We start from the raw sequence: 13,327 nt of genomic DNA, 5'->3' as shown, positions 1-13,327 counted from the left end.
GTGTCTGGTCAGTTCAAACCGGCCAGGGGCCGACTCAACGGATCCGGACCGGTCGCGGTCGTGGACATCGGTTCGAATTCCGTTCGTCTGGTGATCTACGAACGCAAGGCGCGCACGCCCACAATGCTTTTCAACGAAAAGCTGCTCGCCGGTCTGGGACGCGGTGTTGCCGCCACCGGCAGGCTTGCGGACGAATCCGTCAGCCTGGCACTGGGCGAACTGGCCCGGTTCAAGGCCCTGATAAAACATACCCAATGTCACGAGCTCTACATCGTCGCGACGGCGGCGGCCCGCGACGCGGCCAACGGCCCTGAATTCGTCAGGGAAGTCGAACGATTCCTGGAAGCGCCGGTGCGTATCCTGGACGGGAGCGAGGAAGCCTATTATTCCGCCCTGGGTGTGATTGCCGGCTTCTGGCAACCGCGCGGCATCGTCGGCGATATGGGCGGCGGGAGCCTGGAACTGGTCGAGATTGCCGACAAGAAGCCGGGTCAGGGGGCGACCTTTCCCCTCGGCGGCCTGCGCTTGTCCGAGGAAGCCGACGGCCGGATCGCCAAGGCGCAAAAGCTCACGGAAGCAGCGCTGAAGGGCTATGACTGGCCGGTTCTTGCGCCCGGTGAGCGCACCTTCTATGCGGTTGGCGGCACCTGGCGGTCGCTCGGACGGCTTCATCTGATGCAGAACAACTATCCGCTGCATGTCATGCACAATTACGAGATCGGCGCGGAGGAGGCGATCGCGTTCTGCAGGAAAATCGCCGTGCCCAACCTGGAAGGCGTCGAGATGGCGGAGGTCGTCTCCAAACAGCGGCGGGCGCTGGTGCCGATCGGGGCGGTCGTCCTGGAACAGGTGCTGACGTCCATGAAGGCCGAACGGCTGGTCTTTTCCGCCACCGGCGTGCGCGAGGGGCTGTTGCACGAAAAGCTTCCCGGCGAGATGCAGGATCAGGATCCGGTGATCGAGGCCGCGCGCGAACTGTGCACGCTGCGCGCCCGCTCACCCGATCATGCCGAGGAACTCATTGCCTGGACGGACCGTCTGTTCACCGAAGTCGGCATCGAGGAAACGGCCAATGAAACAAGGTTGCGCCACGCGGCCTGCCTGCTGTCGGATATCGGCTGGCGGGCCCATCCGGACTATCGCGGCGAGCAAAGCCTCAACATCATCTCGCATGCCTCGTTTGTCGGTCTGGATCACGCGAGCCGGGCCTATCTGGCCGCAGCGGTCTATTACCGCCACGACGGCCTGCGCGAAGGCGCGCTGTCGTCCGTGATCCGGGAGCTGTTCACCGACCGGCTGCGCATCCGCGCCAAGGTCCTGGGAGCGACATTGCGCGTCGCCTCCCTTCTGAGCGCGTCCATGGCCGGGCAGTTGCCGAAGGTGGGGATCACCAGAACCGGCAAGGGGCTGTCCCTGAACCTGGGTGGAGAGCTCGCGAGTCTCGACGGAGAGCGGCTGCGCAAGCGCGCAAGCCAGCTTGGCAAGGCCATCGAAGTGAGTGTCGAGGTCACGTCCGGATCGGCGTGATCCGTCTCGGGCTTCCCGCGAAAATCCGGCCGCCTATTCGGCGGCCTGGGTTTCGATTTCCGGTTCTGGCGGCTGGTCGAGCGCGACGATCTGCCGGTTCCTGAAGGCGAGGGCGACCTCGCCGCGTTTCAGCTTCAGGGCGGTCTCGCCGAACAGCTCCCGCCGCCAGCCTTTCAGCGCCGCGACATCTGCGCGGTCGTCCGCGGCGATCTTTTCCAGATCGTCGACCGTGGCAATCACCTTGGCGGCAACGCCATGGGCTTCGCTGACCAGCTTCAACAGCACCTTCAGAAGATCCACTGCTGCGGCGGACCCGTCCGGCGCCTGCCGGCCCTTGGGAAGCTTCGGCAGATTGCCTTTCGGCACAGCCAATGCGCGCCTGACGGCCTTCAGGATGTCGTCGGCTGATTTCGAGCGTTCGAACCCGCGCGGGATGGTCCTGAGCCGGCCGAGCGATTCCGTGTCCTGCGGCTGCTGGGCGGCAAGCTCGTAGATGGCATCGTCCTTGATGACCCGGCTGCGCGGCACGTCGCGCGCCTGGGCTTCTTCCTCGCGCCAGGCGGCTACCTCGATCATGACGGCGAGTTCCACCGGTTTGCGCACGCGCAGCTTCAGCCGCTTCCAGGCCTGGTCGGGATCGGTGCGGTAGGTGGTGACCGACGTCAGCACCTGCATCTCGTCCTCGACCCAGTGACTGCGCGACTGCTCCGCGAGATTCGCCTTCAGGAACTGATAGGCGTCCCGGAGATGGGTGACATCGGCCAGCGCGTAATCCAGCTGCTTGGCGGTCAGCGGCCGCCGGGCCCAGTCGGTGAACCGGGACGACTTGTCGATGCTGGCGCCAGTCACCTTGTAGACAAGCTGGTCGTAGGAAATAGAATCACCGAATCCGCACACCATGGCCGCCACCTGGGTGTCGAACAGGGGGGCGGGAATGAGTTCGCCCAGATGGTAGATGATTTCGATGTCCTGACGCGCCGCATGAAACACCTTTGTCACACTGGCGTCGCGCATAAGGTCGAAAAAGGGTTGAAGGTCAAGCCCTTCGGACAGCGCATCGACTATGAAGGCCATGTCCGGCCCGGCCATCTGGATGACACAGAGCTTGGGCCAGAAAGTGGTTTCACGGAGGAATTCCGTGTCCACGGTGACATAGTCATGGGCGGCAAGGCGCTGACACGCAGCGGCGAGATCTTTTGTTTTTGTAATCACATGCATGGTGATCGGAAGCTATACCCGAGTTCTGCCGCTTTGTCGCCACGAAATGGTAAAATTTGAAAGACCTGCCCTTGAAAAGGCGCAATATGTGCGCTTATGTTGGGCGGTGACCGGCAGCAAGGAAACCGGACTGGTGCCGGACCGGGGCCCGTATATAGGAGGCCGGACATAGGAGGACTGATGCGCAAGATACTGGTGGTGAATTCCAAGGGCGGTTGCGGCAAGACGACGATTGCGACGAATCTTGCGGTTGCGCTTGCCGCGCGCGGCGAGGAGGTCGCGCTGGCGGATGCGGACCGGCAGAAGTCGTCTTTCTCCTGGGTCAGGCGCAGGCCGAAAACGCTCAGGCCGATCGAGGGATTGAACTGGACCAAGGAAGAAAGCATCGGCGACAAGGACAAGGCACTGGACGCCATCGTGATCGATGGTCCCGGAGGGTTGCGCTCGGAACTTGCCAAGAACCTGATCGCGGAGGCCTCCGATATCGTCGTGCCGGTGCTTGCGTCCGCTTTCGACTGGGACGCGACGCTGAAGTTTCTGGACGGCATTTCCGACATCAAGCGGGTCAGAAAGGGCAAGGCCGATATTTTTGTGGTCGCCAACCGGATCAATCGCCGCTCGACCCAGGTGAGCGCGCTGGAGCAGACCCTTGCAGGGAAAGGCTATCCGTTGCTTGCCAGGATTTCCGACCGGGTGCTTTACGCGCGCCATGCGGCGGCCGGTTCGGGCGTGTTCGACTATTCCGACGCCAGTTCGCACCAGGTCCGCGGCCAGTGGCATCCCCTGCTGCAGGCACTGGACACCTGACGTTGCCGGGGGCGGGGCTGTCTCGACGGGGCCGTCCGGTATTGCCGGATGCCTCTCCCTTGACTTTCGCCGCGCAACATGGCTTTTGCAGCCGGATACGGCCTGCCTCCGGCGGGCCGTAGTCATTTTCCATGCTAGCCAGCTACCAGAATGTCGAGGAAGAAGAATGCACCCCTACCGTAGTCACACGTGCGGTGATCTCCGTCTGTCAGACGAAGGCCAGACCATCCGGCTTTCCGGCTGGGTTCACCGGGTCCGGGATCATGGCGGGGTGCTTTTCATCGATTTGCGCGATCATTACGGTGTGACCCAATGCGTGGTCGATCCGGATTCGGCGGCCTTCGCTCTGGCCGAGACCGTGCGCTCCGAGTGGTGCATCCGTATCGACGGCAACGTCAAGAAACGCACGGACGAAACGGTCAATCCGGACCTGCCGACCGGCGCGATCGAGGTGTTCATTCGCGAGATGGAAGTGCTTGGCGCTGCGAAGGAATTGCCGCTGCCGGTGTTCGGCGACCAGGAATACCCGGAAGAGGTGCGCCTGCAGTACCGTTTCCTCGACCTGCGCCGCGAGAAGCTGCACGACAACATGATCCTGCGCTCCAATGTGGTGCGCGATGTGCGCGACCGCATGTGGGCGATCGGCTTCAACGAATTCCAGACCCCGATCATCACCGCGTCCTCGCCGGAAGGCGCGCGCGACTTTCTGGTGCCGTCCCGTCTGCATCCGGGAAAATTCTATGCCCTGCCGCAGGCGCCGCAGCAGTTCAAGCAGCTCCTGATGGTCTCCGGCTTCGACAAGTATTTCCAGATCGCGCCGTGTTTCCGCGACGAGGACCCGCGCGCCGACCGCTCGCCGACCGATTTCTACCAGCTCGACATGGAAATGTCCTTTGTCACCCAGCAGGAGATTTTCGACACCATCGAGCCGGTGATCGCAGGCTGTTTCGAGAAGTTCGGCAAGGGCCGCCCGGTCAACCGCAACTGGCCGCAGATCTCCTACAAGGACAGCGCGCTCTGGTACGGCAACGACAAGCCGGATCTCAGAAACCCGATCAAGATGCAGATCGTCTCCGAGCATTTCGCAGGGTCCGGTTTTGCCATCTTCGCCAACCTTCTGGAGCAGCCGGGCACCGAAATCCGTGCCATTCCGGCGCCGAAGGGCGGCAGCCGCAAGTTCTGTGACCGGATGAACAAGTTCGCCCAGGGCGAGGGCCTGCCGGGCATGGGCTACATCTTCTGGCGCAAGGCCGAGGACGGTTCCACGGAGGCTGCCGGTCCGCTGGCCAAGAACATCGGCCCGGAGCGTACCGAGGCGATCCGCGTTCAGCTCGGTCTCGAGCAGGGCGATGCGGCCTTCTTCCTGGGTGGCAAGCCGAAACAGTTCGAGCCGGTGGCCGCCAAGGCGCGCGTCATCATCGGCGAGGAGCTCGGTCACACCGACAAGGACAGGTTCGAATTTGCCTGGATCGTCGACTTCCCGATCTATGAGCGGGACGAGGAAACCGGCGAGATCGACTTCTCGCACAACCCGTTCTCCATGCCCCAGGGCGGCATGGACGCGCTCAACGGCGATCCGCTCGAGGTTCTCGGTTTCCAGTACGACCTGGCCTGCAACGGCCATGAGCTGCTGTCCGGCGCGATCCGGAACCACAAGCCGGAAATCATGTACAAGGCGTTCGAGATCGCCGGTTATCCCAACGAGGAAGTCGACAACCGCTTCGGCGGCATGGTCAACGCCTTCCAGTACGGGGCCCCGCCGCATGGTGGCTGCGCCGCCGGGATCGACCGCATCGTGATGCTTCTGGCAGACGAGGCCAACATCCGCGAGGTCATGCTGTTCCCGATGAACCAGAAGGCCGAGGATCTGATGATGGGTGCGCCCAACGAAGCGACACCGGCCCAGCTCCGCGATCTTCATCTGCGGCTGAACCTGCCGGACGCGTAAAACGGCGGGTCCTCTTGCGGGACCGGCCTGAAAAAGGGTACCCATTTGAAATGGGGTAGAGGGGCCGGCTTTGCTGGCCTCTTTCATGCCGGAGACGGCAAGCTGTAGAAAGGCATGGCTTCGTGCTTAACCCTGCAAAATGGCAGGTCTGGGAAGATCCGGACGGGACCTTCCAAACCATCAAGCGCCTGCTGAGCGAAAACATCCGGGCCTATATCCCGCGGTATGCTCTGGCCTTTGTCTTCATGGGGCTCGTCGCGGCAACCACCGCTGCCAGCGCCTGGATCATGAAGGACATCATCAACGAGGTCTTCATCGACCGCGACAAGGCGATGATCTACACGATCGCGGGCGTGGTGATCCTGATCTTCACCCTCAAGGGGGCTTCGACCTACGGTCAGATGGTCGTCCTGTCGCGCGTCGGCAACGCCATTGTCGCCGATCTTCAAAAGAAGCTGTTCCGGCGGTTGACCGAACAGGATCAGGCCTATTTCGACCGCATGTCCCTGCCGGAACTGTCGATCCGTGTGAACACCGGCGCGGGCAGCGCCCGGGGCGTCATCGACATGATCGTTCTCAGCCTTGGCCGGGACGTGCTGACGCTGATCGGTCTTGTTGCCGTCATGGTCGTCCAGGACCCGCTGATGAGCGGGCTCGCGCTGTTGATCATGCCACCCGCCGTTGTCGGGGTCGGTCTGCTGGTCAAGCGCGTGAAGACCTACGCCAAGCGTCAGGTGGTGTCCAACGCACGCATCGGTGCCACCTTGCAGGAAACGGTCCTTGGCGTGCGCATCGTCAAGGCCTTCGGCATGGAACCCGCGATGCAAAAGCGCATGGCCGCATCCGTCGCGGAAGTGCAGAGCCAGTCCAACAAGATCGCTTCGCTGACGGCGCGCACGTCTCCGCTGATGGAGACGCTGGGCGGCTTTGCCATTGCCCTGGTCATCTTCTACGGCGGATTCTCCGTCATCGAACTGGGCAAGGATCCGGGAGCATTCTTCGCTTTCATCACGGCGTTGCTGCTGGCCTATGATCCGGCACGTCGTCTGGCCCGGCTGAACGTCAACCTCAACAAGGCCATTGTCGGCGTCCGGCTCATGTATGAGTTGATCGACGAAAAGCCGGATCTGGAAAAGGTTGAAGACGCACCCGATCTGGCGATCTCGGACGGCCGTGTGACCCTGGAAGACGTTCAATTCTCCTATGGCGATGGAGCGGCGCTGAACGGCCTGTCCCTGACCGCCGAAGGCGGACGGACCACCGCCCTGGTCGGTGCGTCAGGGGCCGGCAAGTCCACGGTCTTTGCCTTGATCGAGCGCTTCTACGACCCTCAGTCCGGCCGCATCCTGATCGACGGTCAGCCGGTCGCGGGCGTTTCAATGACCTCGCTGCGCCGGCACATCGCCTATGTCGGGCAGGAATCCTACCTTTTCAACATGAGCGTGCGCGAGAATATCGCGGTCGGTAAACCTGGCGCATCGCAGGACGAGATCGAAGCGGCTGCGCGGGCTGCCAATGCGCATGACTTCATTCTGGAGTTGCCAGAAGGATATGACACTCAGGCAGGACAGGGGGGCGACCGTCTGTCCGGAGGCCAGCGCCAGAGGGTGGCGATTGCCAGGGCAATGCTCCGGGATGCGCCGATCCTGCTGCTCGACGAGGCGACATCCGCGCTCGATGCGCAGTCGGAGGCAAAGATCCAGGCCGCGCTCGAGACCCTGATGGCAGGCCGTACCACGCTCGTGATCGCGCACAGGCTGAGCACCGTCCGCCACGCCCACCAGATCCACGTTCTTGACAAGGGCCGCGTCATCGAAAGCGGCTCACACGATGCCTTGTTCGAGCAGGACGGCATCTATCGGCGGCTGTGTGAATTGCAGTTTCAGAACCGCAACGAGGCGGCTGAATAGACCTGCCCGAGGTCTGGAAAGCCCGGGCGCGAACCCGGGCTTGGCTCCAGACCGGCTGGTTTGGCTCACTGGTTGGCGGCAATGCCCACCGAGAGGATCTGCGGGATCATCTGCGGTGCCAGCATGGCGGTGCCCATGACCTGCGACAGGGGCACCGGGCCAGCGGGGGCGGCTGTCAGTTCCAGGGAACCCGGCGCGGTCAGGAATTGTGTGACGGCGCTTGCCACCTGTCCCTGCAGGTCCTCGTTCTGCAGAATGCCGAGCATCAGCGGCAGGGCACCGGTCAGGCCCGCCACGAACTGGGGCCTTTCCACACCGGCCTTGCCGGCTTCGTGATCGAGAATTCGCCCTGTCAGGGAGGAGTCTTCCAGACGGATCGTGGCCTTGGCGACAGTCACGTTCTGCAACAGGGCCATCGCCTCTTCCGGCTTGTCCGTATTGTTGTTGAGCTGGGCGACCACGTCCCGGGTGACATCACCGAGCAGGAGGGACAGGGACAGGCTTGCGGCTTCCTTGGCGTCGATCCTGAGATCGGGAACGTCCAGTGTCGCCGCTTCCGGGTCCCAGGTCGCGGACCCGGACAGGTCGAGTGACAGGGTCTCGTAACCAAGGTCCCTGAGTGGCTTGGTTTCCTCGGCCTCCAGTTGCGTGACATCGATCACGGCACCGGTCACCGCGAACCGGCCGCTGGTCGGAAGGTCGCCGTCCATGCTGTCGATCGAAGAGGAGATCCGCGCGATGTCGGCCACCTTGCCGTCTTCGTCGCGGATATGAATGGTGCTGGCCTCGAAGGTACTGTAGCCCGGGCCCACAGGCGGCGTGTCGGAGGCCATCTCTTCGGCGGAAGGCAGGAGAAGCCCGGTCACCGAAAGACTGGCAAGGGACATGCCGCCGTCGTCCGCTTCCAGCTCAAGGTCCTGAAGTGCGAGACTGGAGAGTTTGAGCCGGCCGTTGTTCTGGACGGCACCGTCCGTCAGCACGGTCGAGGCAATCGTGACCCTTGAGTCCTCATGGCTTTCGTTGGTGATCACGATGTCGCTGATGGTGATCGTGTCACCGCTCGTGTCGACGGCGCCGTAGCTTTCGACGGTGCCTTCCTCCGAGTCGAGCAAGGTCAGAAACGTGTCGGCGACCTCGTTTCCGGAGGGGTCGAAGGCGAGGGCAGGTGCGCCCTGCAGGGCTATAAGGCTGACCGCAGCGGTCAGGCAGGCGGCGATCCGGGGGGCACGGACAAACATGATCAAAAACTCCACCGTGAAAAGGCGGCCACACTCTGCGTCAAGATCCCGGACGTGGCAAGGTGAAAGACCGTGCCGCCGCCGCATCGCCTGCAGGGGTGGAAACGAACTTGAATTCAAGCCTCTATTTTTCCGCAAAGGTGCTGTTGGCCTGCTTTTCCGTGAAGGTGCTGTTTGCCCGCTCGAACGTCTTCCATGGAGGGCAGGCTTGCCTCGTTGCCCAGGTGCTGAATGGCGTGGGACGAGGCACCGCGCGCGAAATGGAAATGCCGGTCCCAGCTGTTTTCCGGCCAATGAAGATAGGAAGCGATATAGGCGCCGTGGAAGACATCTCCGGCACCGTTCGAATCGACGACCTTGCTCATCGGTACGGACAATGCCGGCAGCATCTTGTCGGGGCCGCCGGCCTCATACCAGACCATGCCGTGTTCGCCGAGCGTGACCGCCCCGACAGGGCAGTTCTTGGACCGCAGGTAACTCAACGTCTCGCCGGTGGATTTGCCCAGTTGCTGGCAAAAGCGTTCCGACACCACGGCGATGTCGATGTGATCGAGCAGCCTGTCGGTGTTCTCGCGCACGGCGCCGCCGTCCAGGGATGTCAGAATGCCGAGGTTCTTGCAGGTGGCGGCATAGTGAAGCGCTGCATCCGGCATGTGGCCGTCAACATGCAGGGCTTTCATGCCGGTCAAGGTCAGCGGCGGGAAGGGGTGCAGGAAGTCGTTGTCCCGGCAGCGCACGATCGCGCGCTTGCCGCCCATGGGCATGATGAAGGACAGCGAACTTTCGTGCACCTTGCGGCCGTGGATGGAAATCCCGTAGGCGGCGGCCATGTCCAGGAACATGCGGGCCAGCCAGTCGTCGGCCAGGGAGCACAGCAGTTCGGGCTTGCCGCCGAGCTTGGCACAGCAGAACGCCGCGGTGACCGCGTTGCCGCCAAAACTGATGGCGTAGTCCTCGGCGATCGTCTTCTCGTCGCCCGTCGGCAGCCGATCGGTCAGAAATGTAACGTCGATATAGGCTTGTCCGATAAACAATGCCTGCATTTGAACCTCCCCAGAACCGGTTTCCCCGACTGAGCGCAAGCTAAGCACGGAGCTGCGATGCCAGGCTTTGATCTCGATGAAACACCTGGATATTCAGTCCTTGTTTACCCAGATCAGCCATTCTCGGAAAGTCCTTGCACATACACAGGCGCGCGACTTGTCTTTCCGCTACATCGGTTTCGCTAAAACGGTGATGATCGCCCTGGTTCTGGCGACGACGCCCTTGTTCGCGATCAATGTCGTGCTCAACCAGTACGCGGAGCGTCGTGCCGTCACCGAGATGGAGGCCATGGGCAACGTGGCCATCCACCGTGCGGAAGAGGCCATCAGCACCACCGTGTCCCTCTTGCAGCGTCTTGACAGGGACGGGGTTCAAACCTGCAGCGCACAGGACAGGGTCATTTACGAGAAGCAGATCGTCGAGCACGGCATGATCGATGCGATCGGCCTGGCGGATGCCTCGGGTCAGCGCATGTGCATCATCCCGGACCGCGATCTTGCCGGAAAATTCGTTCTGCCGCCGTCGCGTGAAAACGGGCCGCTTGTCGGCATCGGCATGCTGGACAGGTCCTACCTTGGCGCGCGCGCCGCCGTAATCAGTTGGGACCTGAAGGATCAGACCCGCGTTTTCGCGGAAGTCACGCCCGCCGTGATCGCCATTGATCCCGGGCCGGAATACCTGCGGTCCTACCGCCGGGCGGAACTGCGCCTTGGCGACAATCTGCTGTGGTACACGGTCGGAGGATACAATTCCGAAGCGACCGATCCGTCTGACAGGGTAACCGTCGAGGTCGCTTCCGAACTCTATCCTCTCGTGGCGACCATCACAGCGCCGGTCTCGGCGGCCGTGCATCTGGTGCAGGATCTCAAGGTCCTGGCCGCAGCGGCCTGTGCGGGCATCGCGGTTCTGTTTGTCGCCATCGGGGTCTGGCTGTCGTGGCGCCCCGAACGGGAGGCGGACGACGAGTTCGCCGCAGCGATCCGCAACGGCGAGTTCATTCCCTTTTATCAGCCGGTCATGGATATCGAGAACGGGCGCCTGCGTGGCTGCGAGATCCTGATGCGCTGGCGGCGCCCGAACGGCACAATCGTGTCGCCGGGCCAGTTCATGGCCTATGCCGAGAACAACGGCCATATCTTCGACATGACCCGGCACATGATGCGGGTGTCTGCGGAGGAAATCGGTGACCTCTACGGCGACAACCCGGATCTGAAACTGTCGATCAACCTGTTCGCAGGCCATTTCCTCGACCGGGAAATCATTTCGGATATCAAGGGTGTGTTCGAGGAGTCGCGCATTTCCTATCAGCAGATCGTGGTCGAGGTGACCGAACGCCATCCGCTCGAGGACATGGAGCTGGCCCGCAAGATCATCGCCGAGCTTCAGGCCCTCGGAGTGCGCGTTGCCCTGGACGATGTCGGTACCGGCCACGGCGGCATGGCCTATCTGCAAAAACTCGGTGTCGACATCATCAAGATCGACAAGATGTTCATCGACACGATCGGCTCGGATGACAATTCCACCACGATCGTGGATTCCATGGTCGAACTGGCCGACAATCTCGGCATGGGAATCATTGCCGAGGGTGTCGAACTGGAAGAGCAGATCGAGCGGCTTCTGGAACTCGGCGTCACCGCGGCGCAGGGGTATTATTTCGCCGCCCCGATGCCTGCGTCGGAATTCATCGCGTTCGCCGACAAGGCCGAACATGAGGCCAATGAACGCGCCCGGCTGGCCGCCGAAGCCGCCGCCGCGGAGCAGGCCGCGAACGAAGCCGCGGGTGCAAACGCGGCCTGAGCCGGCTGATCGCTTCCAGACGCACGACGCACAATTCTCGAGATCCGGAGACGCAAGCGCTGCCGACCCCCTGGGCTTCGGCGGCGATTTTTTTCGATTCCGTCTTGTCTGTACCGACTGGACGGTATATGTAGCCGCAACTGTACTGACCGGACGGTAAAGTGATATGGCAATGCGCCCCGCGCGATCTTCGCAAGATTCGAAATCGGAAATCCTGAAAGCCGCCCTGGAACTGATCCGGCGCTCGGGGGCTCCGAGCCTGACCATCGACGCCGTCGCGGTCGAAGCCGGCTTCTCCAAGGGCGGTGTTCTCTACAATTTTCCGACCAAGGATGCGCTTATCACCGGCATGGTCACGTTTCTCGCCGGCGAGTTCGAAGGCGAAGTGGCCGCGGCTCGCGCAAGGAACCTTGCATCGAGCTGTCCGACCCTGGCCGCCATGATCGATGTGACCGAAGGCTGGCTGATGGACAACCGGGATGTCGCGCGGGCCATACTTGCCACCAATGCAGACCGTCCCAACCTCAGCGAACCGTTCAGGCAGGTGATGGTGCGCATCAAGGCGGCCATCGAGTTGGAAACCGTGGAGAGAGGCAAGGCCTGGGCCATCTGGTCGAGCCTGGACGGCCTTCATTTTTCTGAAGCCCATTGTGTCGCGATCTACTCCGATGATGAGCGCGCGGCGGTGTTTCATGAACTCCGCGAGCGTTTGAAAGAATTCAAGAACTAGAACGGAAAACCAGATGTTGGCACTTGGAAGAGCCCCGATCGGGCGTTGGGCCGGTTTGTTACTGGCCGCCGGACTGCTGGCTGCCTGTCAGGAAGACAAGGTGGATCCTGTTGCGCAGGCCGAGGCGGAACTGCATGCGGCGCCGCGGCCGGCGAAAATCTTCACGGTAACGGATCATGTCGGCCTGATCGAACGGCGCTTTGCCGGTCGGGTGGCTGCGGTCCAGACCGTGGACCTGTCGTTCCAGGTGCCCGGAAAGCTGATCGAGCTTCCGGTTCTGGAAAGCCAGAAAGTCCAGCGGGGCGATCTGATCGCCAGATTGGACACCACCGACTATGATCGTGCCGTCCGCGAAGCGACCTTCAACGTCAATCAGGCCAAGCGCGAACTGGACAGGCTGGAGACCCTGCGCGACAGGTCCGTGATTTCACAATCCGCCTACGACGAGCAAAAGAACACCTACGATCTTGCGCTCGAAGAGCAGGTGGAAGCCAGGCAAAACCTCGAATACACCTCGCTGAAGGCCCCGTTCGACGGTGTCGTTTCCGTGCGGCTGGTCGACAACTTCACCACGGTCAGTGTCGGTACCCCGGTGGTGCGCATGCACAACGTCTCCGAAGTGCAGGTCGATATCAACGTCGCCGAAGCGCTGTTCGGCCGCGTTACCGAATCTGAGGTCGTCTCGACCGAGGCCAAGTTCCCCGCCTACGGGGAAAAGCTGTTTCCGCTGCAATACCGCGAGCATTCCAGCCAGGTGGACGAGATCACCCAGACCTACCGCATCACCCTGGCCATGCCGCGCGAGGGCGCCGAGAAGCTGTTTCCGGGCATGACCGCCTCCGTGATCGTCAAGGTTCTGCCCGAGGGACTTGCGCTTGGTGAACAGTTCCTGGTGCCGTCCGGATCGGTGGCGGTTGACGGCGACGGCAACGCCTATGTCTGGAAATACGCCGACGATACCGGCGCGGTTTCCCGGCAGCCTGTGGAGATCGGCACCGTCATGGGGGACTACTTTCCCGTCAGCGCCGGCCTGAAGGCCGGTGACGAAATCGTTTCGGCGGGTGTCGCCTATTTGAGCGACGGCCAGATCGTCCGCCGTTTGCGCTGA

10 protein-coding genes are annotated in these 13,327 nt (G+C 62.3%); 7 read left to right on the top strand and 3 right to left on the bottom strand.

What is annotated here, in order from left to right:
* Positions 1 to 1,527 (top strand): Ppx/GppA phosphatase family protein, encoded by a 1,527-nt coding sequence (locus AC0VX3_RS17370; protein ID WP_475521566.1) that lies wholly within the window; start codon positions 1 to 3, stop codon positions 1,525 to 1,527.
* 33 nt (positions 1,528 to 1,560) lie between these two features.
* On the opposite strand, the gene rnd is transcribed toward AC0VX3_RS17370, so the two are convergent.
* Positions 1,561 to 2,739 (bottom strand): ribonuclease D, encoded by a 1,179-nt coding sequence (rnd, locus tag AC0VX3_RS17365; protein WP_348143292.1) that lies wholly within the window; start codon positions 2,737 to 2,739, stop codon positions 1,561 to 1,563.
* A gap of 186 nt (positions 2,740 to 2,925) precedes the next feature.
* On the opposite strand from rnd, the gene AC0VX3_RS17360 reads away from it, so the two are divergent.
* From AC0VX3_RS17360 to AC0VX3_RS17350, 3 genes are all read left to right on the top strand, one after another.
* Entirely contained in the window at positions 2,926 to 3,552 is a 627-nt protein-coding gene (locus AC0VX3_RS17360; RefSeq protein ID WP_475521565.1) for a nucleotide-binding protein, read from the top strand.
* Positions 3,553 to 3,718: 166 nt separating this feature from the next.
* A complete protein-coding gene (gene aspS, locus AC0VX3_RS17355; RefSeq protein ID WP_342894257.1) occupies positions 3,719 to 5,500 on the top strand; it encodes an aspartate--tRNA ligase in 1,782 nt (593 codons plus the stop codon).
* A 122-nt stretch (positions 5,501 to 5,622) separates the two neighbouring features.
* Positions 5,623 to 7,410: an ABC transporter ATP-binding protein gene (locus AC0VX3_RS17350; RefSeq protein WP_475521564.1), complete on the top strand. Its 1,788-nt coding sequence runs from the start codon at positions 5,623 to 5,625 to the stop codon at positions 7,408 to 7,410.
* 65 nt (positions 7,411 to 7,475) lie between these two features.
* Here AC0VX3_RS17350 and AC0VX3_RS17345 read toward each other — a convergent pair whose 3' ends face one another.
* Together AC0VX3_RS17345 and AC0VX3_RS17340 are read right to left on the bottom strand one after the other, a co-directional pair.
* Complete coding sequence (locus AC0VX3_RS17345) at positions 7,476 to 8,648, bottom strand: hypothetical protein (protein ID WP_475521563.1); 1,173 nt, start codon at positions 8,646 to 8,648, stop codon at positions 7,476 to 7,478.
* Between the two features lie 116 nt (positions 8,649 to 8,764).
* Positions 8,765 to 9,691 (bottom strand): sugar kinase, encoded by a 927-nt coding sequence (locus tag AC0VX3_RS17340; RefSeq protein WP_475521562.1) that lies wholly within the window; start codon positions 9,689 to 9,691, stop codon positions 8,765 to 8,767.
* A gap of 157 nt (positions 9,692 to 9,848) precedes the next feature.
* On the opposite strand from AC0VX3_RS17340, the gene AC0VX3_RS17335 reads away from it, so the two are divergent.
* The 3 genes from AC0VX3_RS17335 to AC0VX3_RS17325 all read left to right on the top strand — a co-directional run bounded on the left by AC0VX3_RS17335 (position 9,849) and on the right by AC0VX3_RS17325 (position 13,327).
* Positions 9,849 to 11,489, top strand: a complete 1,641-nt coding sequence (locus AC0VX3_RS17335) for an EAL domain-containing protein (RefSeq protein WP_475521561.1) — start codon at positions 9,849 to 9,851, stop codon at positions 11,487 to 11,489.
* A gap of 166 nt (positions 11,490 to 11,655) precedes the next feature.
* The gene (locus AC0VX3_RS17330; RefSeq protein WP_475521560.1) at positions 11,656 to 12,219 is read left to right on the top strand and encodes a TetR/AcrR family transcriptional regulator; all 564 of its coding nucleotides are present in this window, start codon (positions 11,656 to 11,658) and stop codon (positions 12,217 to 12,219) included.
* Positions 12,220 to 12,232: 13 nt separating this feature from the next.
* Positions 12,233 to 13,327 (top strand): efflux RND transporter periplasmic adaptor subunit, encoded by a 1,095-nt coding sequence (locus tag AC0VX3_RS17325; RefSeq protein ID WP_475521559.1) that lies wholly within the window; start codon positions 12,233 to 12,235, stop codon positions 13,325 to 13,327.

The organism is Roseibium sp. QJM3NY_11 (assembly GCF_056173175.1).
The sequence above is the reverse complement of the archived record's forward strand: the minus strand, read 5'-3'. Positions and strand labels throughout refer to the sequence as shown.